The sequence below is a fragment of the Hyphomicrobium denitrificans ATCC 51888 genome (assembly GCF_000143145.1).
Taxonomy (GTDB): domain Bacteria; phylum Pseudomonadota; class Alphaproteobacteria; order Rhizobiales; family Hyphomicrobiaceae; genus Hyphomicrobium_B; species Hyphomicrobium_B denitrificans.
On the sequence record NC_014313.1, the window covers coordinates 2,339,838 to 2,360,312 of the forward strand.

Here is a 20,475-nt window from a genome sequence, read left to right on the forward strand (position 1 = left end):
CAGCCTTCGTTCGCGCTGCTCACTCGGCTGAGGATGACGAAAAAATTCCGAAGATCGTCGCATCCATCGATACGAACGCCATCTCTCGAAACGTCATCCCCGCGTAGGCGGGGATCCATCCAGGTTACTTGGCGAGTCTGGAACTAAGTTTGGTGCATCTATCGAACCGAACTCAATCTCACCTGTCGCTGCATCAACCAAATTGCTCCATTCCGGGTTCATTTGCTCGATAAGCCGATACTTCCAAGTTCGCTGCCAGCGCTTTAATCTTTTTTCACGGACGATCGCGGCATCCATAGTTTCGTGCATCTCGTAGTAGACGAGCGTCTTAACGCGATACTTCTTAGTGAACCCGTCGATGAGACCTTGGTCGTGCTGCGCCATTCGATGCGGCAGATCGCTGGTCACACCAACGTAGAGTGTCCCATATGGTTTACTTGCGAGAATGTAGACACACGGGCGCTTCATGGGCCGAGACGTCCTAGTTCGACGGCGTGAGCAACATAGCCTGTAGACGACGTCATCCCGGCGAAGTCCGGGATTTGTCCAGGTCTGCCAATGAACAGTCGCTTGGCTGGACGGATCCCCGCCTACGCGGGGATGACGTCGTGGGACTGTAGTGGCCTTAACGAAGGTCGCAATCGCGAATTGCCATCGTTGAACAACGCCGTTTGGGCCTTCCTCACCCCAACCCCCTCACCTCTTCCCGCACACGTACATCCGCGATGATGCGGTCGAGCAGGAGGCACGTGCGTTTCCATAAATCCGAGCCTTTGCGGTAGTCGGCGACGGCGTAGAAATCGCAGCGGCCGGCTTTGAAAAGCTCGACGCATTTCGCTTCGCTCTCGTCGGGACCGTGCACGGCAATCGCCTGCCCGCCGTTCTTTTTCAGAAGCGCCATCGAAGGCACGTCCGTGTCGCCATCGCCGAAGTAGATGAAATTCGAAAACGGGATCGGCCGCTGCGCCTCGGGCATGTGCGCGTTGATGCTCTGGCTCAGGTCCTCGAGCCCTTTGTTGATGCGGAACAGAAACTGCGTCTTGCCGGTATCCGAGATGACCCGTTTCGGAAACGGGAGGTCATAGGCGTCGAACCAGTATTCGCTCGCGAATACATTGGCGAAGTGCGGGTAGATCTTCGTGCCTTCGATGATCTCGGTCAGGCCCGACGAGATCAGATAGTGCTTCACCGTGATGCTGCTGTCGCCCGCGCGCTTCTTCACATAGGCGTGCATCGCGTTGAACCACGTCGCGACACCCGGATAGAGCTCCACGAGCTTGCCCTGCGCGACGAGATCGGCGCGATCGATGCGCACGTTTTTCTCCTTCGCCTTCTTGTAGAGCAGATGCATGTAAGTGATCAGCGCGTCGGCGCGCTCGGCCTGCGAGACGCGCGTGCACTCTGCCCAAAACGATTTCGGATCGATGCCGAGTTTCGGCAGGAAGGCATATTCCTGCATCGGCTTCGGCGAGAGCGTACCGTCGAAGTCGTAGACGAGCGCGATGACTTTTTTGTTGGGCGCTGGCGACTCCGCTTCGCGGAGCCGGCCGCCAGCGCCGGGCGCCGCTTCGCGGCGCGGGCCGGTTGCGCCGGGCTTACTGCGGGCACCGAGCGAATGAGCGCCAGCATCATTTGGCGCTGGCGACTCGCGTTCAGCGAGCTGACTGCCAGCGCTGTCGCGGCCTGTACGACGACGTTGTTTGTTGTTGACCCGCTCGACCATCGGCCGCCTCGCTTCCGCCTCGACTTGTAGGGCGGAGAAAAGCGTGATTCGGGTGGCGTTCGTAAGTCCGGGCGGTTCAGCTTTCCGAGGTGTCGGCGTAAATTTCCTCGCGCACCTGCGCGTAGCTCAGCACCGAAAACAGGATGGTTCCGCCGAACACGTTGCCCGCGAGCGTCGGCAGGAAGAAGCGGAACACCGCCGTTTCCAGGCTGATGATGCCGGTCGCAACGCCGTAGATCGCTTCGACGCTGCCCGCCACGATATGCGTGAAGCCGAACAGCGCGATCAGATACGTCAGCAGCGTGATGACGATGAACTCCACATGCTCGGTCGAAGACAGAATCCAGACCAGCGCCGCGATCAGCCAGCCCGCGCCGATACCCTTCGCAAACATCTCCCACGGCGTGTTGCTCATCACCTTGGTCACGATGTCGGCGAGCGCGGGGGTGACGTTCGAAGGAACGACCGGCAGGTAGGCAAGTGCCGACGCGAAGATGAGGCATCCGGCAATGTTCGCGGCGAGCACGATGCCCCAGAGCCGCAGCATCTTCAGCAGCCAGTGCACCTGCTTGCGCGCCATCACCGGCAGCACGGCCGTCAGCACGTTTTCAGTAAATAGCTGCTGATGTCCGAGAATGACGATGAGGAAGCCGACGGCATAGCCGAGCTTGGCGATCAGCGGCGACCATTCGGACGCCGGGAGATGCGCGGCCAGAACCGCGTCCGTCAAAAACGAAAAGCCGATGGAAATGCCAGCCGCGACGCCCGACCACCAGAGCGCCGACGACGGTCGCCGGAGTTCGATCTCGCCCTGGACGCGAATGATCTCGTAAACGACCGCGGGGCGATGACGGACGCCCTCGCGGACTTGCTGCCGCTCCTTGCGGCTGAGGCCCGATCCCGGCGGCGGGTCTTGCGCCGAAGTTCCGGGCTCGTCCTTCTTCGCCGACGCGCCGTCCTTCGGCGCTTTGTCGGCCATCAGTGCTTGCAGCCCGGACCATGCACGTGACCCGGCTCGCCGTGGGCGGCGCCCTGGTCGTGTTCGTGCTGATGATCGTGATCATGACCGTGATCGTGGCCGCAGCCGCACGCCTCGCCGTGCTCGTGATGATGGTGCGCTTCCGGATCGACGAGCGCCGCGCCGAGCTTATGCTCGATCGCGATCGCCATCTCGCGCGGGCTGTCCTTGTCCTCGATGAGCAGCCCCATGACCTCCGCACCGAGGCGCAGATCATCCACCGCGCCGAGATAGTGGCGGCGAAGGCGTCCCTGGCGATCGAAGATCAGCAGCGCCGGCGTGCCCTGAAGCTCATAGGCTTTCATCGTCTCGGGCAATTCTTCGCCGTTCGGCTTGTCGAGCGCGACAGGGATCGTGATCTCGTTCTCGTTGAGATAGGCTTCGACTTTGTCCGGCGTCTGCTCGGCGAATTTTTCGAACGGCATGTGCAGGCCGAAGACGGCGACTTCGTCTTCCTCGAACGCACGCCGGAGACGCATCGCCTGCGGCAGGCCGAATTTCTGCGAGCCCGGGCATTCCAACTGCCAGATCGCGATGACGATGACTTTGCCCTTCTCCGCCTTCAGCGTGCGCTTCTTGTCGGAATTCAGCCAGCGTTGCGCGATGATCTCGGGCGGGTGTTCGGGGTTGAACATCGAATGATCCTTAGATGGACTTTGACGGTATATTAGCAGTCACGACGGCTGACGTGCAGGCGTGTCGGCCCGCACGCAATCAATCACAATTTCCGGATTTCTGCGGGCCCGTGGGAGCAGCGTCTGGCACACACGCGAAGTCCGCCGGAATCTCACAGGGCTGAGCTGCATTCAAATCATAGATCCGGAAATGCACCGGGCATCCGCGCATCACGTTGTATGCCGAAACGCAGCCGCTCGGGCTTGGCAGCGGGGGCTTCGAGCTGGTCGTCAGGGCCATGTTCATACGGTTGCTCCAACGATCCTCGACGATCAAAAGTTTCGCACCGTAGCCCGATATCTCGCTGGCGATGGCTTCCGGGGCCTGGCGGTCGGGCGAAACTCCGAGCAGCAAGCGGCTCGACGGCTCTCGGAAACCAACGAGATCGATGTTATGCGCGGGACAGGCCGCGACGGCGCGCTTGAGTTCGGCCGACGGCCAGATCTTGTCGATCGACGGCAGCACAAATCCGAGAAGCGTGATCGCGAACAATCCCAGCGCCGCGACGCCGATGGTGGCCCAGCCGCGCAGCAGCCCTTCATGGATCAGCCGGCCGCTCCAGATGAACAGCGCTGCGATGATCGCGATGAGCACAGCCGTCACGATGTCCGGCGTTTCATTCGCGAAGCCGTAGACGGCCGCGAACGCGGCGAGCGGTATTGCCGCGAGAGCCGTCGGCCAAACGATCAGGCCGCCTTCCGGCCGCTTGCCGTGCCCCGCCTCGCTGACGACGACCGACGCAACGGCGAGCGCCAACGCCGGAAACATCGTCTGAACCATGTAAGTGCCGGGCTTCGACGACAGGGCTTCGAGATAAATCAGATATCCGATCACCCAAGCGAGCAGGAAGCTCGGCAGCCGCTGGTCGCGTGCGGGCCAAAAGCGCTTGAACACCACTCCAAGCAGCGCCGTGCCCGGCAGAAAGCCGAGCAGCAACGCAAGGGCGAACGTGCCCGGAAACGCGCGCAGCTTCATGTCCTGCGCGCCGCCGAGCGCCGCCAGGAATTCGGGCCAGCTCAATCCCGCAAACGGCGTTCCGTCCTGATGCGCGCGCACCAGCAGCCAGGGCGCGGCGATGGCGAGTGCGATCGGCACGCCGAACAGCGGGCGCAGCCGCTTCAGCCACGAGAAATTACGATCGAATGCAAAGAGCGCCGCAAGCGTTGAGACGATGAGAATCGGCACCAGCAGCGCGTTGATCAGCATGCCGGCGCCGACCGCTGTCCAGAACAGCAGCGCGAGCCATGTTTCTCCGCGCGCGGAGAAACGGCGAGGATGGCTCGCTAGAGCCTCAGAAGCAACCGGCGGCCCTGCCGTCACGTAAAACCATGCAAGCGTCAGCATGGCGATCGTTGCCGGAAGCAGAGACAGCCCTTCGGCGATTGCAAGCTGCGAGACGAGCACGGTCAGCGGCGCCACCGCGAACAGCGCCGCAGCGATGAGCGCCGCTTCCGCTCCGATGATGAGGGTTCCAAGCCAGAAGACCGACAGCACCGCGAGCGTCACGAAAATTAGCGACGGCAGCCGATACACGCGGATGTCGCGGGCGTTTGCTTCGCCCGCAACCGACCGGCTCAGCGCCTGAGCCCAGAACGTGCCGATCGGGCGATATTGGTGAACTGTGCTGCCGTAGCGCGGATCGGACCAGTCACCGCGCGCAACCATATCGCGCGTGGTCTCGGCATAAATGGCTTCGGTGCGGTCGACGGCCGGAAGGCGGACAAATCCAGGGAGATAGACGGCGAGACACAGCAGCAGAAGCGCCATCGACGCCGCCTGCGGGCGCGAGGCCAGCGCGGCCCATCCGTCGGTTAACGAGCGGCGACGCTCCACCACAATATTCTCCCAAATCTTGACAGGCTTTTCGATCCGGGCTGTTTGCGCATCCTGAACCGAAAAACGCAAGAGGCGCTTCTATCGCATGGCAGAAAAACCGTCGGACGCCGCGGGCAAGCGCGCTCGCCTGATCGAGCTCATAAAATCGCGGTCGTTCCAGGAAGGACCGGCGTTCAAGCTCGCCTCCGGCAAGACCTCGCCGTTTTACTTCAACATGAAGCCGACCATGCTCGACAGCGAGGGCGCGTTTCTGATTGCGTCGCTAATTCTGGACGAGATCGAAGGCGTCGACGCGGACCTGATCGGCGGGCTCGAGATGGGCGCGGTGCCGATCGCGTCGAGCGTCGCGGCCATTGCCTATACGCGCGGACGCAAGCTGCCGGCGTTCTTCGTCCGGAAGCAAGCGAAAGAGCACGGCACGCGGGCGCTGGTCGAAGGTCTCGCGAAGACCGAGCATCTGGCGGGCAAGAAGGTCATCGTCGTCGAGGATGTCACGACGACCGGCGGCTCGGCGCTCAAGGCGGCGGAAGCGTTGAAGGCGGAGGGCGCGACGGTCGTTCGCGTCATCACCATCGTCGACCGGCTCGACGGCGCGATGCAGACATTCTCCGACGCGGGCTTTTCGTTCACGCCACTTCTGACGCTGGAAGATTTCCGCAGCTAGTCAGGCCGGACGGGCTCATCGACATGCGCCTGCGGCGTGCGGAGCCAAACTCGGAGATCACGCCTACATCTTCTCCCCACCCTGCTCCCTCCCCGCTGGGGAGGGGCAGTGAGCCGCTCGCTGGGCTGGCTAAGCTAGTCAGGTTCCAATTGAAGCAAGCGGCGCGGCGCTAACCGAGATGCTTTGTCAGGAAGTTGCGGACGCGGCCCCAGGCGAGTTCGGCGGACTGGCGATCGTGCACTGAGCGTTGCTCGTTCATGAAGGCGTGGCCTGCATCGTAGCGGAAGGCCTCGAACGGCTTACCGGCGGCCCTCATGCCTGCTTCGAAGTCATCGGCCTTTTCCGGCGTGACGAAATCATCCTCGCTCGCGAAATGCGCCTGCAAGGGAATTTTGACGTCGGCCGGCTTTGCGACGGTGTCGGGCGGCAATCCATAAAACGCGATGCCGGCGGACAATTCCGGTACGCGCGCAGCGGCGAGCACGGCCACCGCGCCGCCCATGCAGAAGCCGCACACGGCGACTTTGGGGCTTGAAACCAGGAGATACTGCGCGGCGCCACGCACGAGCTGGTCGGTTGCCTCGAGAAAGTTCAGCGAGTTCATCTCGCGGCCCGCGGCGTCCGCATCGTGATAGGGAATGACCGTGCCGGCGTAGAGATCGGGGGCCAACGCATCGTAGCCCGCCAGCGCAAAGCGATCGCAGATGCCCTTGATCTGGTCCTGCAGTCCCCACCATTCCTGGATGACGACGACGCCGGGCGCATTCGCTGCCGCCGACTTCGCGAGATAGCCGTCGCCCGTCTTGCCGTCGGGGCGCGTGAACGAAATCCGAGTACCCATTGCCGCTGTCTCCAAGCCGCTGCGTCGTCTGCGGAATTTCTATTCGCGGCAGCGGCAATGATCAACGTGCAGCGAGCAAGTTGCTCGGCCGTATGGACTTGGACGCAAGATGGCCGGGTCAAGCCCGGCCACAGGATCGATCTTGGAACTTACTCCGCGGCGACGGCGCGGCCGACGGACGGTCCGGCGTTGAGAACGTCGGCACCGACGTGACGGGCGAACTTCGCGAAGTTCTCATGGAACATCGCCGCGAGTTTCGCTGCGGCCTCGTCATAGGCTTTCGGATTGGCCCACGTTTCACGCGGCGTCATGACCTTCGGGTCGATGCCTTGAGGCGCGAGCGGCACCTGGAAGCCGAAGACCGGATCGACGCGCATCGGCTGATCCTTGAGCGCGCCCGAGAGCGCCGCATCGAGAAGCCCACGCGTGACCTTGATCGGCATGCGCGTTCCTTCGCCGTACTTGCCGCCGGTCCAACCGGTGTTGACCAGCCAGCAGTCGACCTTGTGGTCGGCGATCAGCTGGCGCAGCAGGTTGCCGTAGACGCTCGGATGGCGCGGCATGAAGGGTGCGCCGAAACACGTCGAGAACGTCGGCTTCGGCTCGTTGCCCATGCCTTTTTCGGTTCCCGCGACCTTCGCCGTGAAGCCCGAAAGGAAATGATACATCGCCTGGCTGGGGGTCAGCTTTGCGATCGGCGGCAGCACGCCGAACGCGTCTGCAGTCAGCATCACGATGTTTTTCGGATGGCCTGCGGTGCCCGTGGGGCTGGCGTTGGCGATGGCTTCGAGCGGGTAGGCCGAGCGCGCGTTCTCGGCGAGGCGATTGTCGTCGAAATCGGGAAGCCGCGTGACCGGATCGATGACGACGTTTTCGAGCACGGTCGCGAAACGGTTCGATGCCTGCCATATCTCGGGCTCGGCGGTTTTCGACAGGCGAATGGTCTTGGCGTAGCAGCCGCCCTCAAAATTGAAGATGCCTTTTTCCGACCAGCCGTGCTCGTCGTCGCCTAAAAGCTCGCGGCGCGGGTCGGCGGAGAGCGTCGTCTTGCCAGTGCCGGAAAGGCCGAAGAACACGGCGGAATCGCCGTCCTTGCCGACGTTCGCCGAGCAATGCATCGGCATGACGCCTTTGGACGGGAGAATGTAGTTCAGGAACGAGAACACACTCTTCTTGATTTCGCCGGCGTAGCTGGTGCCGCCAATCAGAACGATGCGCCGCGAGAAATCGCAGGCGATCACGGTTTCCGTTCGCGTGCCGTGATAGAGCGGCGCGGCGCGGAAGCTCGGCAAATCGACGACGGTGAATTCGGGAACGAAACTTTCAAGCTCGGAGGCTTCCGGACGGCGCAGCAGATGCCGAATGAAAAGCGAGTGCCACGCGTATTCCGTCACGATGCGCGTATTCAGACGATGCCCGGCATCGGCGCCTGCGAACAGATCTTCGACGTAAATTTCCTTATGGGCGGCGAATGCGATGAAATCCGCGAGCAGACGGTCGAATTGCTCGGGCGTCATCGCCTTGGCGTTGTCCCACCAGATCGCCTGATCGGTCTCGCGATCGCGGACGATATATTTGTCTTCGGCAGAGCGTCCGGTGTGCTGGCCAGTCTCGACGACGACGGCCCCGCTGGCAGCTAAACGTCCTTCATCTCGCCGGATGATTGCTTCGATCAGTTCCGCCTCGCGCAAATTCCGACGAATCTTCTGACTGGGCGCGATCGGAAACAACTGTATGGTCATTACGGAGTTTACCCCTGCCGGTCCGAACGCGGCGGAGCGCCGGCCGGACGATCATTTCGCAAATGACACGGATGCATTCGGTTCGAACGCTGGTGCGTGTGCTGCGAGCCTAACAAGACAGTTCAGCTGCTTAGGAAACCAAAACGGCAATCTCAAGCTGTGCGATGGTCTTAGCCGTCCTGCCGCACGACAGAAAATGTAACACTATGTTACCGCTTAAAATATTCGAAGACTGTATGTCGAGCAACAGGCGCAATGCAGCGAGTAATGATTTGGTCACTGCAAAATTTTGCGCAAGAATTCGTTCGGCTTTGCTTGCGGTTACGACTTAGGTCGCATATTCAGGTCGCATTCAGCCTTTGGCGTCCATTGGACGTAGCGCCACAATTGGTCCACCATCCCGCCATAAGCGCCAGATGCGGCGCGGCGAGGACCACCGCTCCGGGGCTTGAGAGGAAAATATGAAGGAAAAGAGCACCATCGCACTCGTCGACGACGAGCGGAATATTTTGACGTCGTTGAGAATGGCCCTGGAAGCGGAAGGCTATAAGGTTCGCACCTACGGCGACGGCGTCTCGGCGCTCGAAGCACTGACGGAAGAACCGGCGGATCTCGGCATCTTCGACATCAAGATGCCACGCATGGACGGGATGGAATTGCTCCGCCGAGTTCGTCAGCAGTCGACGATGCCGGTGATTTTTCTGACCTCGAAGGATGAGGAAATCGACGAACTGTTCGGCCTCAAGATGGGCGCCGATGATTATATCGCCAAACCGTTTTCCCAGCGCCTGATCGTCGAGCGCGTGAAAGCCGTTCTGCGCCGCGTTTCTCCCAAGGATGGTGCGACGGTCGAAGACGAAGCCAAGCGCGTTCTCGAGCGCGGCAAGCTCAAGCTCGATCCGGAACGTCACACCTGCCACTGGGACAGCAAGCCTGTCACGCTGACGGTGACCGAATTCCTCATTCTGCAGGCGCTCGCGACACGGCCGGGAGTCGTCAAGACGCGCGACGCTCTGATGGACGCCGCTTACGACGATCAGGTTTATGTCGACGACCGCACGATCGACAGCCACATCAAGCGGCTGCGCAAGAAGTTCAAACAGGTCGATGACGATTTCGACGTGATCGAGACGCTTTACGGCGTCGGCTACCGCTTCAAAGAATAGTGGGCACGCCGCCGTCAATGGGGATTGGATGGCGCTCGACAGCAATGACATAGCTGTAGGCGCGACGATTGCCGGCGCGAGCGCGCCGCCGTCGTCCGCGACCGATGCTGAGCCTCGCCTCGACGCACGCCAAGTCATCAAGTCGGCGCTGAGCGGCGCGGGCAGGCTGATTTCGCGCGGGTGGATTTCGCGCGCCATCGGCAAGAGCTTGCGGCGGCGCATCCTGCTCGCCAACCTGCTCGGCCTCGCCGGCCTGCTGTTCGCGATGCTCTATCTCAGTCTGCATCACGGCTGGCTTCTGGATGCGAAGGTCGACGTCGTCAAAACGGTGTCGCGCATCACGTCGGAGGCGATTGCGTATCGCGCGGTCAACGAGCGCGCGATTTTCGATCCGAACCGTCTGCCGGAGAAGACGACGACGTGGGCGCAACGCGACGACGCGTTTGCAGCGTTCGAGTTGCCGATCGATCCGCATCAGGCCGCCGTCGTGTTGAGAAAGCTCGTGGGACCGGCGAGCCTCAAGGCGCGCATCTATTCCACGAAGGGCACGCTGATCCTTAACAGCGAGACGCTGTTCTCCGACGATCCGAAATCCAACACGGGCGCGGATAACAGCCAGACGCCGCGTCTCAAGAACTTCTGGACGCGCCTCAACTACTGGGTGATCAACAAGGAACTGAAAGTCTACCGCGAGCTCGGCACGACGAACGGCTTCCTTTATCCGGAAGTCAAGAACGCCGCGCAGCGCGGTGTCGAAACGCCGATTCTGCTGCTGAACAAACGCGGGCAGCAGATCGTGTCGATGGCAGAGCCGATCAAGCGCGGCAACAAGATCCTCGGCGTGCTGCTCGTTTCGACAAAACCCGGCGACATCGACGACATCCTCTGGGACGAGCGCTGGCTGATCCTTCAGATCGCCGCGATGGCGCTGCTCGTCGCCATCGGCAGTTCGCTGGTGCTCGAACGAACGGTCGCGGTGCCGATGCGGAGGTTGTCGGAAGCCGCGTATGACGTGACGCAGAACATCTCCGCGCGTCAGGAAATTCCGGATCTGACCGAACGGCGCGACGAGGTCGGCCAGACAAGCCGTGCCTTCGTCGCGATGACGAACGCGCTCTACCGGCGCATCGAGGGCAGCGAAAGATTTGCCGCCGACGTGGCGCACGAGCTGAAAAATCCGCTCGCTGCCGCCCGATCGACCGCCGAAGCGATGGCCTACGCCAAGACCGATGCCGACCGGATGGAACTGGTCACCGAAATCCAAAGCGAGCTGAAGCGCCTCAACCGGCTGATCAACGACATCTCAAGCACATCGCGGCTCGATGCAGAGCTGGCGCGCCAGCATATGGAAACCGTCGACGTTCGCGGCGTTCTTGAGAGCATCAACAGCCTGTTCACCGACATGCTTGCCGACGACAACCGGACGATCGCTCTCATCATCGATCCGGCGCCGCCGTCGTCCTACAAGGTGCGCGGCAACGACGGGCGGCTCGGCCAAGTCTTCACGAACCTGATCGACAACGCGCTGTCGTTCTCGCCGGAGGGCGGTAAGATCACTGTGCGCGCACGCCCGAACGGGAGCAAGATCGAGATCACCATCGAAGACGAAGGCCCCGGCATTCCTCCCGACAAGCTCGGTCAGATCTTCGACCGCTTCTACAGCGACCGGCCGCAAACCGATGCCAAGCGCGGCAAGAATTCAGGCCTCGGGCTTTCGATTTCGCGCGAGATCGTCGTCAGTCATCACGGCGAGATTTTCGCGGAGAACCGGCCACAGAACGGATCGGCGATCATGAGCGGCGCACGCTTCACGGTGCGCTTGCCGCTCATTGCGAATGTTGGAGACGGCCTTGCGCGGCGAAGCTGATCGCGTGCATGCCACGGCTATCGCAATCGGCGATCGCGGTGTGCTGATCCGCGGCCTGTCCGGTTCCGGCAAATCCGACCTCGCTCTTCGATGTCTCGCGTGCGGTCCGTCGGCGCTGCTGCGCGATCCCGTAAAGCTCGTCGCTGACGACCAGGTTATTCTAAAGAGCGATTGGTCGCACGGTGCGCCACGCCTTTGCGCGACGGCCCCTCAGACACTTCGCGGCAAGATCGAAGTTCGTGGCGTTGGCATCCTGGAGGTTGCCGTCCGCGACGCAGTCGACATCGTGTTGATCGCCGATATCGCGCGCGAAGGCTCGATCGAGCGGTATCCGGACCCGTGGCCTACGGTCGTGCTGTGCGGCGTCAGAGTCCCCGCCATCCGTCTTTTACCTTTTGAAAGCTCAGCGCCGCTGAAAATATTCGCCGCTCTTGACATGGCCCGCCTGCCACGTATCGAGGTTAAGGAATAAGTTCGCCTACAAACCCCTTGCGCGGGGGGCGAACAGTTGCCACCTTCCGCGCCATATGGCGAAGCATACGAAGCTGTCGCCGAATGAGGTTTAACGGCCGGCGCTCATGATCGGACTTGTCATCGTCACGCATGGCGGCCTTGCCCAGGAATTCCGCAACGCGCTGGAACATGTGGTGGGCGCGCAAACCGCGATGGAAACGATCGCGATCGGCCCCGAGGACGACATGGAGGCGCGCCGGATCGATATTCTCAATGCCGTGCGCTCGGTCGACGGCGGCGACGGGGTCATCATTCTGACGGACATGTTCGGCGGCACGCCATCGAATCTCGCGATCTCGGTGATGGATGAAGCGAAGGCCGAGGTCATCGCAGGCATCAGCCTTCCGATTTTGGTCAAACTGGCCAGCGTCCGCGGCGAGGTCCCGCTGCCCGAGGCCGTGATCATGGCGCGCGACGCCGGAAAGAAATACATCAAGGTCGCGAGCCAAGAGCTTTCCGGCGGTTGATGCGCGAGAAAACAATGCCCGAACTGTCCAATACTCTTAGACCCGAAGCCGTCGTCACCATCCGCAACATCAAGGGATTGCACGCGCGCGCCTCGGCCAAGTTCGTGAAATGCGCCGAGCGCTACGATGCGACCGTAACCGTCACGCATCACGGCCAATCGGTCGGCGGAACCTCCATCATGGGATTGATGATGCTGGCCGCAAGTCCGGGCTCCGAATTGCACATCGTCGCCATCGGCCCACAAGGGCCGGAAGCTCTGCAGGCCCTCGTTTGCCTTGTCGAAGCGGGCTTTGACGAAGAGTGTGTCGGCGACGCCTGATGGTCACGCGAAAGTTCGCAGAAACAAAAAGGGACGCCGATGAGCGTCCCTTTTGTTTTTGTTTCGTGCTCTTCCGGATTACTGCGACAGGTAGAGCGTCGAAATTTTCAACGCGATGTCGCGGAATGCGGCTTTCAGAGCATCGCCCGTCGTCGAGTTGTAGAAGTGCGATGAGTCCGTGGCGCACTGCGATAGCGTGTCGATAGCGGTCTGGTTATCGAGCTGGAATCCGACCGTATAGACCTCGATGCCTTTGGCTTTCATAGCGGTGCACTGAGAGACGGCCTGCGCGCTGGAGCAAACACCGTTCGCGGCATTCGGACATCTCGTCAGAGAACTGGAGTCGTCCGGTACGCCGTTGGTCGTATACTGAGTGTTATACTCGCCGTCCGTCATGAGCACTGCGATTTTGCGCAGGTTATCGGCGTTGTACGCCGCCGGCGTGCTGGATGCCGAGGTCCACAGCGATGACCAATTCGGCGCCAGCATATACCAGGCCCAGGCCGTTCCGATGTGGCCCGCCGTGCTGCCAGCGGTCGACAAGCCGTTCACCTTCGCAAGCAAAGTCGACTTATCACTCGTCAGGGGCAGCACCTCGGCGCTCGATGCCACGTCGCAGGTCGGGCTATAGGTCGTCTTATTTTTTTTTGTCGAGCTGGTGTTGTGCACCATCACGTATTTTCCGGTAGCCGGAGCGGCGTCGGTATATTTTTCAGTTCCAGTGCGCTCGACCACGCACGGATAGTTTGTCGATGTGGTTCCGGTCGCCTTCTTGAAGGCGGCAGCGGGAAGCCGCACGTCGTAGGCAAACGGCACGATTGCGACTTTGGACGTGAATTTGCTTTGGTCCGTCCAGACAACGATGTTGAGCAAGTCGCTGGCGGCGGCCTTCATGTCCGTGAGCTTCTGCCCTCTCATCGAGCCCGTGATGTCGAGCATCATCGCGATCTCGAGGTTGAGTTCGGCATTGCCGCCAACCGCGAGAACAGCCTTCGAATAATCCGACCCATCCTTGCGCAGGATCGGTAGCGATCCTGTACCGGCTAGCCCCATGAATGGCGTGGTGATGACCGCGTTGCCGGTCGTCACCATTGCTGTCGCATTGTCCGCGATGGCGAAGTTGATCGTGTCGTTGCTCAGGGAGAGACGATTTTTCGTCGCTTGCGCATAATAGCTTTGGGCGACCCTGAGAGCCGCCGCCTGATCGCCGCCATTCGTCTGCAATGCGCGGGCGCCGGCGAGAACAGCCGCGTCGGTCGCGGCGATCGTCTGGCTCCGTGCGTTGACGAAGCGTCCGTAATCGACCGCGAGGCCGATCATCGCGAACAGGACGAGCGCCATCAGTCCGAAAAGAATTGCGACGTCGCCGCGCGTATCGCGCGAGAACTTCTCAATCGCGCGGCTGCCAGCCGCTTTCAAACCAACAATGGCGGCATACGGCTTTCGCGCCGGCCACCTGGAACCACGACCGCTTATCATCGCCGTCTCCTAAGCGTTTTACTGCCGTGGAGGCTAACGACGAAGTCATTTAAAGCGAATTAATACGAAAATACACCATTAGAGTGAGATTAACAGGCGGATATCCTGTTAAATACATTTCATTTCAAATTTTATACTTTTATATAACTTAAAATATATCATTACTGCATAGTAAATTAAAAACAATCATTTGGTCCAACTGGCAAATTCGATGTGGGGCGGAAGTCCGCGTGGATCCGGGTCCGTAGAGACATAAAGACTTGTTTATATGTTGTTGCGCCATCCGGCCGAGTTCGGTATACGGTGCTCCCGACCAGCCCAAAAAAATGCGGATGCGACATTTTTGCGGCGAGAGGATCATCACGGCCGCGCGCTTCAGGCGTCCGGTCCGGCCACCGCGCTGAGGAGCACACATGAGTTCGAAGTTCACGGACTACATCGTCAAGGATTTGAGCCTGGCGGAGTGGGGCCGCAAGGAAATCGCGATCGCCGAGACGGAAATGCCCGGCCTCATGGCGACGCGCGAGGAATACGGCACCTCGAAGCCGCTCAAGGGCGCTCGCATCGCGGGCTCGCTCCACATGACGATTCAGACCGCGGTGCTGATCGAGACGCTCGCGGCCCTCGGCGCCGACGTCCGCTGGGTGTCGTGCAACATCTATTCGACCCAGGATCATGCGGCCGCCGCGATCGCGGCCGCCGGCATCCCGGTCTTCGCCTGGAAAGGCGAAAGCCTCGTCGAATACTGGGATTACACGCGCAAGCTCTTTGAGTGGGGCGACGGCGGCGTACCAAACATGATCCTCGACGACGGCGGCGACGCGACGCTGTTCATCCACCTCGGACTCCGCGCCGAGACCGGCGATACCGGCTTCCTCGACAAGGCGGGCTCGGAAGAAGAAGAGGTTCTTTTCGCGCTCATCAAGAAGACGCTGAAAGAGAAGCCCAAGGGCTGGTTCGCGACCGTTGCAACCAACATCAAGGGCGTTTCGGAAGAAACGACGACGGGCGTGCACCGTCTCTACGAAATGCAGAAGAACGGCACGCTGCTGTTCCCGGCGATCAACGTCAACGACAGCGTCACCAAGTCGAAATTCGACAACCTCTATGGCTGCCGTGAAAGCCTCGTCGACGGCATCCGTCGCGGCACCGACGTCATGATGGCCGGCAAGATCGCCATGGTTGCGGGTTTCGGCGACGTCGGCAAAGGCTCGGCCGCGTCACTGCGCAACGCCGGCTGCCGCGTCATGGTCTCCGAGATCGACCCGATCTGCGCCCTGCAGGCGGCGATGGAAGGCTATGAAGTCGTGACGATGGAAGACGCCGCGCCGCGCGCCGACATCTTCGTCACCGCGACGGGCAACAAGGACATCATCACGGTCGACCACATGCGGGCGATGAAAGACCGCGCGATCGTCTGCAACATCGGCCACTTCGACAACGAGATCCAGATCGCCGGTCTCAAAAACTTCAAGTGGAACAACATCAAGCCGCAGGTCGACGAAATCGAGTTCCCGACGGGCCGCCGCATCATCCTCCTGTCCGAGGGACGGCTGGTGAACCTCGGCAATGCGATGGGGCATCCCTCGTTCGTCATGTCGGCGTCGTTCACGAACCAGACGCTGGCGCAGATCGAGCTGTTCACGAACCACGGCAAGTACCACAAGGAAGTCTATACGTTGCCGAAGCACCTCGACGAGAAGGTCGCGATGCTGCACCTGTCGAAGATCGGTGTGAACCTCACCAAGCTGCGTCCTGATCAGGCCGCCTATATCGGCGTCAAGACGGAAGGCCCGTTCAAGCCCGATCACTACCGCTATTGAGGCTTAAGCGGGTTCCGAGTGGACCCACATCGGACGTCGAAAAGGGGCTTCTTCTGAAGCCCCTTTTCTTTTGCAGCCGCCAGCCGCACACGGCCATCGCGGCGCGGGGGAAACACTTAAGAACCGTTTCGTCCTAACGGCTTGACCGCGCTGGCGATACCGCCCGGCGCACCCCATACTGCCGCTGATTCGTACTGCGTCGTTCGAAGCGATAAAGCGTTCGTGCCGCCCATATCAGGCGCGCGGGCGCCTATGCGGCTGCAGTGGGACGGATGCGCCTTTCATATCCTCAAGACCCGAAGCTGACCACGCGACTGCAGCTGGCGCTGTTGCTCATCGCTGCGATGGCCTGCGTCGCGACGATGCTGGCGGGTTTCGTGAACGGCCATGGCATCGGCTCGGTCGACTTCGATTTCCGTCACACGTGGCTGTTTCTGACTGTCGCGGTCGGCGCGCTTGCGGCCATCGCCGTCATCTGGCGCATGGGCAGCATGGCGCGGCGGGAAGCACGGGCGGCGAAGTCCGAAAGCGTGCACCTGCGGCGAAATCTTGCCGCCGCCGATGCGATCATCCGCGCCGAACCGCAAGTGCTGGTGTTCTGGGAGCAAGGACAGGCGGTCCGCATCGTTTCGCATACGCTCGCGAGCGTTCCCGGGTTGCCGGAGCATCATGCGGAGATCCTGCGGTTCGGGCAGTGGCTCGAAAGCACGTCGGCGCATTCGCTCAAAGCCGCGCTCGACAAGCTCTTCGTCAACGGCCGCTCATTCAGCATCATTCTGAAGACGATCGCAGGCGGCATCATCGAGGCCGAAGGACGGGCGGCGGGCGGCCGCGCGGTGCTACGGCTCAAGGAGGTCTCCGGCTACAAGCTCGAGATCGCCCGCATCGAAGATCAGCACGCAACGCTTGCGCGCGATATCCGATCGAGCCGCGCGCTTCTCAACACCTTGCCGATGCCTGTCTGGCTGCGCGGGGTCGATAACCGCCTGATCTGGGTGAATGCCGCCTACGTTCAGGCCGTCGATGCCAAAAGCGAAATCGAAGTCCTCGAACATCAGATCGAATTATTGGAAGGCCGGCAGCGGAAATCGGTGTCACGCGCGCTTGCGGCTGGACAGACGTACCGATCGCGCATTCATCTCGTGTCGGGCGGCGAACGCAAGGCGCACGAGGTCGTCGTGCTTCCCGTCGATGGCATGACTGCGGGCGCCGCCGTCGACGTGACGGACATCGAAAGCGCGCAAGGCGAATTGGAGCGGCAAAGCTCGGCTTATGATCGCACGCTCGATCGCGTCGAGACTGCCGTCGCGATTTTCAGTCCAGACCACAAGCTGGCGTTCTATAACGCCGCTTTCGCAAAGCTCTGGTCGCTCGATACGGACTGGCTCGCGTCCAATCCGAGCGACAACGTCATTCTCGACCGGCTGCGCGAGATCGGCGTGCTCGAACCGGTCGTCAATCATCGCGACTGGAAGGCGCAGGTCCTCGCCTGCTATCAGACGGGAACGCCGTTCGACGACACCTGGAATTTGACGGACGGCCGCATTCTTCACGTCATGGCCGAGCAGCGCCCGGACGGCGGCGTTACGTTCCTGTTCGCGGACGAAACCGAACGCCTGTCGCTCGAAAGCCGTTATAACGCTCTGATCGATGTGCAGCGCGAAACACTCAACAGCCTCAAGGAAGGCGTTGCGGTGTTCGGCACCAACGGCCGCTTGAAGCTGTTCAACAAAGCCTTCTGCAACATCTGGCACATGCAGCAGAAGCGTCTCGCCGAGCTGCCGCACGTCGGCGAAGTCATCGCCGCCGCGCAGACGCTTCATCCCAATAACGATACCTGGCGGCGCATCGGTCACGCGGTCACTGCGTTTCTCGACGAGCGTGAGACGTTCTCGGGGCAGATGACGCGCGATGACGGTGTCGTGGTCGATTACGCCTTGATGCCGCTCCCCGATGGCGCGACGCTCATGACGTTCGCCGACGTGACCGACGCCAAGCGGGCCGAACGCGCCCTCGTCGAACGCAACGAAGCTCTCGTCGCCGCCGACCGCCTCAAGACGAATTTCATCGGCCACATCTCTTACGAACTTCGGACGCCGCTCAACAGCATCATTGGATTCTCCGAAATGCTGGCGAGCCCGCTCTTCGGCGATCTCAACGCCAAGCAGCGCGAATATCTCGCCGACATCATGTCGTCGTCGAAGACGCTGCTCGCCATCATCAACGACATCCTCGATCTCGCGACCATCGACGCCGGGGCGATGCAGCTGAAGCCGACGCCCGTCGGCGTGCGCGCGCTGATCGACGCCGCCATCCTCGGCATCCGCGAACGCGCCGTTCGCAACCGCCTCACCATCGAGATCGCCGTCGCAGATGAAGTGAACGAATTCGTCGCCGATGAAGCCCGCATGCGGCAGGTGCTGTACAATCTGCTCTCGAATGCGGTCGGCTTCTCGAAGGTTAACGGCACGGTTCGGCTCGCCTGCTGGAGCGAGAACGGCACCATCATCTTCCGGGTCGAAGATGACGGCGTCGGCATCCCGAAGGACCGGATCGGCCGCATTTTCGACCGCTTCGAAAGTCAAAGCCACGGCTCCGATCATCGCGGCGCAGGTCTCGGCCTTTCTATCGTCAAAAGCCTGGTGGAATTGCACGGCGGCACGATAGAAGTCTTCTCCGAGGAAAACCGCGGCACGCGCGTGACGGTGCGGCTTCCGGAACATCCGGTCACTCCGGCCGGCGACGTTCCGGAGTGGCTGGCAGGCGGCGGGCGCGCAGCTTAAGTTCAAGGTCCGATGAGTTCATTTCAGTTTCGCGATCTGTCCGAGAACGATGTCGTCCGCCTCGCCGACGAGATCGCTTTTTTTCTGCAGCCCGGCGATACGCTGTGTCTCGAAGGCGACCTCGGCGCGGGCAAATCCACGTTCGCACGCGCTTTGATCCGGGCGTTGTCCGGCGATCCCTCGCTCGACGTTCCGAGCCCGACCTTCACGTTGACGCAAAGCTACGAGACACCACGTTTCGAGGTCGCGCATTTCGATCTCTACCGCCTCACCGATCCGGAAGAAATCGACGAGCTTGGACTCGAGTCCGCGTTGACCCGAGGCGTTGCGGTTATCGAATGGCCGTCGCGCGGCGGCGATCGCATCCCTGAAGATCACGTCGCGATGCTGCTCGAAGAAGGCGACAGCGAAACTCTGCGAACGATTACCATCACGTCGGCAGCTTCACTCATCGAACGGCTGCAGCGGCTCGCCGCGATCCGCGCGTTCGTCGAAGCCTCGGGATGGGGCGGACCGGAAACGCGCCTCGTCTACTTGCAGGGCGATGCTTCGCCCCGGCGCTATGCGCGCCTCACCAAGGCCGATGGCGCGCGCGCGCTTCTCGTCGATTCCCCTCGCCGTCCCGACGGTCCGCCGATCCGCGATGGTAAGCCCTACAGCGCCATCGCGCACCTCGCGGAAGATGTGACGGCGTTCGTCGCCATCGCCAATGCGTTGCGCGAAGTCGGTGTTTCGACGCCTGAGATCCTCGCGGAAGATTTCGCGCAAGGTCTGCTGATCGTCGAGGATTTCGGCGACAAGGTTTTCGGTACGGAAGTGCAGCGTGGCGCGGACCAGAAAGCTCTGTGCCTGCGCGCAACGGATGCGCTGCTGGCTTTGCAGGCCGTTCCGCCTCCGCAACACATTCGCCTGTCAGATGGCTCCAGCTTCACGCTGCCCGACGCCGATGAAGCCGTGCTCGATATCGAAACGCAGTTGTTGCTCGATTGGTATTGGCCCGCGTTGCACGGAAGCCCGGCACCTCAAGCCGCACGAGATGAATTCACCGCCGAGTGGCGGCGCATTTTCAAACGCGTCTTGCAACAGCCGCGTTCATGGCTACTGCGCGATTATCATTCGCCGAACCTGATCGCGCTCGATGACCGCGCACCCCCGCGCGATGTTGGAATCATCGACTTCCAGGACGCGATGCGCGGGCCGGCGGCTTACGACCTCGTCTCGCTGCTGCAGGACGCGCGAATCGATGTTTCCGAGGCCATCGAGCGGGACCTGCTCGAGCATTACCTCAAGGCGATGACGAAACGCGACGCCGCTTTCGATTCGCAGGAATTCCGTTTCGCCTATGCGGCCCTCGGCGCGCAGCGGAACACGAAAATCCTTGGCATTTTCGCACGCCTTGCGATGCGTGACGGCAAGCGGCAATACCTCGCGCATCTGCCAAGGATCTGGGGGTATCTCGAGCGCGATCTCCGGCATGAGGGGTTGCTGACACTTTCGGCGTGGTATGACCGGAACCTGCCTCCGAAGCTCAGGGCGCAACCGCTGACGATTTAACCGA

General features: G+C 61.4%; 16 protein-coding genes and 2 pseudogenes. 10 read left to right on the plus strand and 8 right to left on the minus strand.

Annotation, left to right across the window (positions count from 1 at the left end; translation table 11 throughout):
• Nucleotides 1-93: 93 nt before the first annotated feature.
• The 5 genes from HDEN_RS11290 to HDEN_RS11310 all read right to left on the minus strand — a co-directional run bounded on the left by HDEN_RS11290 (nt 94) and on the right by HDEN_RS11310 (nt 5,252).
• On the minus strand, nt 94-468 hold the full coding sequence (locus tag HDEN_RS11290) for a GIY-YIG nuclease family protein (RefSeq protein ID WP_013216247.1): 375 nt from the start codon (nt 466-468) through the stop codon (nt 94-96).
• Between the two features lie 214 nt (nt 469-682).
• On the minus strand, nt 683-1,723 hold the full coding sequence (locus HDEN_RS11295; RefSeq protein ID WP_013216248.1) for an HAD family hydrolase: 1,041 nt from the start codon (nt 1,721-1,723) through the stop codon (nt 683-685).
• Between the two features lie 76 nt (nt 1,724-1,799).
• Complete coding sequence (locus HDEN_RS11300; RefSeq protein WP_013216249.1) at nt 1,800-2,702, minus strand: formate/nitrite transporter family protein; 903 nt, start codon at nt 2,700-2,702, stop codon at nt 1,800-1,802.
• Nucleotides 2,702-3,376, minus strand: coding sequence for a TlpA disulfide reductase family protein (locus HDEN_RS11305; RefSeq protein WP_013216250.1), 675 nt, complete (start codon nt 3,374-3,376; stop codon nt 2,702-2,704). The genes HDEN_RS11300 and HDEN_RS11305 overlap by 1 nt, the downstream gene beginning before the upstream one ends.
• A gap of 79 nt (nt 3,377-3,455) precedes the next feature.
• Nucleotides 3,456-5,252, minus strand: a complete 1,797-nt coding sequence (locus HDEN_RS11310) for an ArnT family glycosyltransferase (RefSeq protein ID WP_013216251.1) — start codon at nt 5,250-5,252, stop codon at nt 3,456-3,458.
• A gap of 85 nt (nt 5,253-5,337) precedes the next feature.
• Here HDEN_RS11310 and pyrE point away from each other — a divergent pair, with 85 nt between their 5' ends.
• Entirely contained in the window at nt 5,338-5,916 is a 579-nt protein-coding gene (gene pyrE / locus HDEN_RS11315; RefSeq protein ID WP_013216252.1) for an orotate phosphoribosyltransferase, read from the plus strand.
• A 169-nt stretch (nt 5,917-6,085) separates the two neighbouring features.
• On the opposite strand, the gene HDEN_RS11320 is transcribed toward pyrE, so the two are convergent.
• Together HDEN_RS11320 and HDEN_RS11325 are read right to left on the minus strand one after the other, a co-directional pair.
• On the minus strand, nt 6,086-6,757 hold the full coding sequence (locus HDEN_RS11320; protein WP_013216253.1) for a dienelactone hydrolase family protein: 672 nt from the start codon (nt 6,755-6,757) through the stop codon (nt 6,086-6,088).
• A 149-nt stretch (nt 6,758-6,906) separates the two neighbouring features.
• Complete coding sequence (locus tag HDEN_RS11325; RefSeq protein ID WP_013216254.1) at nt 6,907-8,499, minus strand: phosphoenolpyruvate carboxykinase; 1,593 nt, start codon at nt 8,497-8,499, stop codon at nt 6,907-6,909.
• Nucleotides 8,500-8,960: 461 nt separating this feature from the next.
• Here HDEN_RS11325 and HDEN_RS11330 point away from each other — a divergent pair, with 461 nt between their 5' ends.
• From HDEN_RS11330 to HDEN_RS11350, 5 genes are all read left to right on the plus strand, one after another.
• Nucleotides 8,961-9,665, plus strand: a complete 705-nt coding sequence (locus HDEN_RS11330) for a response regulator transcription factor (RefSeq protein WP_013216255.1) — start codon at nt 8,961-8,963, stop codon at nt 9,663-9,665.
• 28 nt (nt 9,666-9,693) lie between these two features.
• Nucleotides 9,694-11,532, plus strand: a complete 1,839-nt coding sequence (locus HDEN_RS11335; protein WP_013216256.1) for a stimulus-sensing domain-containing protein — start codon at nt 9,694-9,696, stop codon at nt 11,530-11,532.
• Entirely contained in the window at nt 11,516-12,004 is a 489-nt protein-coding gene (locus tag HDEN_RS11340; RefSeq protein WP_013216257.1) for an HPr kinase/phosphorylase, read from the plus strand. The genes HDEN_RS11335 and HDEN_RS11340 overlap by 17 nt, the downstream gene beginning before the upstream one ends.
• A gap of 106 nt (nt 12,005-12,110) precedes the next feature.
• A complete protein-coding gene (locus HDEN_RS11345; RefSeq protein ID WP_013216258.1) occupies nt 12,111-12,512 on the plus strand; it encodes a PTS sugar transporter subunit IIA in 402 nt (133 codons plus the stop codon).
• A gap of 14 nt (nt 12,513-12,526) precedes the next feature.
• Nucleotides 12,527-12,832 (plus strand): HPr family phosphocarrier protein, encoded by a 306-nt coding sequence (locus HDEN_RS11350; RefSeq protein WP_013216259.1) that lies wholly within the window; start codon nt 12,527-12,529, stop codon nt 12,830-12,832.
• 78 nt (nt 12,833-12,910) lie between these two features.
• On the opposite strand, the gene HDEN_RS11355 is transcribed toward HDEN_RS11350, so the two are convergent.
• Nucleotides 12,911-14,311 carry a TadE/TadG family type IV pilus assembly protein gene (locus HDEN_RS11355; protein WP_013216260.1) on the minus strand — a complete coding sequence of 467 codons (1,401 nt, stop codon included), beginning with the start codon at nt 14,309-14,311 and terminating at the stop codon, nt 12,911-12,913.
• A 413-nt stretch (nt 14,312-14,724) separates the two neighbouring features.
• On the opposite strand from HDEN_RS11355, the gene ahcY reads away from it, so the two are divergent.
• From ahcY to HDEN_RS11370, 4 genes and pseudogenes are all read left to right on the plus strand, one after another.
• Nucleotides 14,725-16,134, plus strand: a complete 1,410-nt coding sequence (gene ahcY, locus HDEN_RS11360; RefSeq protein ID WP_013216261.1) for an adenosylhomocysteinase — start codon at nt 14,725-14,727, stop codon at nt 16,132-16,134.
• Between the two features lie 272 nt (nt 16,135-16,406).
• Nucleotides 16,407-18,917, plus strand: a complete 2,511-nt coding sequence (locus HDEN_RS11365; RefSeq protein WP_013216262.1) for a sensor histidine kinase — start codon at nt 16,407-16,409, stop codon at nt 18,915-18,917.
• A gap of 12 nt (nt 18,918-18,929) precedes the next feature.
• A pseudogene (tsaE, locus tag HDEN_RS18640) lies at nt 18,930-19,271 on the plus strand (tRNA (adenosine(37)-N6)-threonylcarbamoyltransferase complex ATPase subunit type 1 TsaE); the annotation flags it as partial.
• A gap of 192 nt (nt 19,272-19,463) precedes the next feature.
• A pseudogene (locus HDEN_RS11370) lies at nt 19,464-20,471 on the plus strand (aminoglycoside phosphotransferase family protein); the annotation flags it as partial.
• Between the last annotated feature and the right edge of the window lie 4 nt (nt 20,472-20,475).

What these genes read in the sequence shown, in the direction of transcription:
- HDEN_RS11330 (WP_013216255.1), top strand. Translation starts at nt 8,961, where the DNA reads ATGAAGGAAAAGAGCACCATCGCACTCGTCGACGACGAGCGGAATATT.
- HDEN_RS11305 (WP_013216250.1), bottom strand. Translation starts at nt 3,376, where the DNA reads ATGTTCAACCCCGAACACCCGCCCGAGATCATCGCGCAACGCTGGCTG.
- HDEN_RS11355 (WP_013216260.1), bottom strand. Translation starts at nt 14,311, where the DNA reads ATGATAAGCGGTCGTGGTTCCAGGTGGCCGGCGCGAAAGCCGTATGCC.
- HDEN_RS11300 (WP_013216249.1), bottom strand. Translation starts at nt 2,702, where the DNA reads ATGGCCGACAAAGCGCCGAAGGACGGCGCGTCGGCGAAGAAGGACGAG.
- ahcY (WP_013216261.1), top strand. Translation starts at nt 14,725, where the DNA reads ATGAGTTCGAAGTTCACGGACTACATCGTCAAGGATTTGAGCCTGGCG.
- HDEN_RS11325 (WP_013216254.1), bottom strand. Translation starts at nt 8,499, where the DNA reads ATGACCATACAGTTGTTTCCGATCGCGCCCAGTCAGAAGATTCGTCGG.
- HDEN_RS11295 (WP_013216248.1), bottom strand. Translation starts at nt 1,723, where the DNA reads ATGGTCGAGCGGGTCAACAACAAACAACGTCGTCGTACAGGCCGCGAC.
- HDEN_RS11290 (WP_013216247.1), bottom strand. Translation starts at nt 468, where the DNA reads ATGAAGCGCCCGTGTGTCTACATTCTCGCAAGTAAACCATATGGGACA.
- pyrE (WP_013216252.1), top strand. Translation starts at nt 5,338, where the DNA reads ATGGCAGAAAAACCGTCGGACGCCGCGGGCAAGCGCGCTCGCCTGATC.
- HDEN_RS11365 (WP_013216262.1), top strand. Translation starts at nt 16,407, where the DNA reads ATGCGCCTTTCATATCCTCAAGACCCGAAGCTGACCACGCGACTGCAG.
- HDEN_RS11350 (WP_013216259.1), top strand. Translation starts at nt 12,527, where the DNA reads ATGCCCGAACTGTCCAATACTCTTAGACCCGAAGCCGTCGTCACCATC.
- HDEN_RS11335 (WP_013216256.1), top strand. Translation starts at nt 9,694, where the DNA reads ATGGCGCTCGACAGCAATGACATAGCTGTAGGCGCGACGATTGCCGGC.
- HDEN_RS11345 (WP_013216258.1), top strand. Translation starts at nt 12,111, where the DNA reads ATGATCGGACTTGTCATCGTCACGCATGGCGGCCTTGCCCAGGAATTC.
- HDEN_RS11320 (WP_013216253.1), bottom strand. Translation starts at nt 6,757, where the DNA reads ATGGGTACTCGGATTTCGTTCACGCGCCCCGACGGCAAGACGGGCGAC.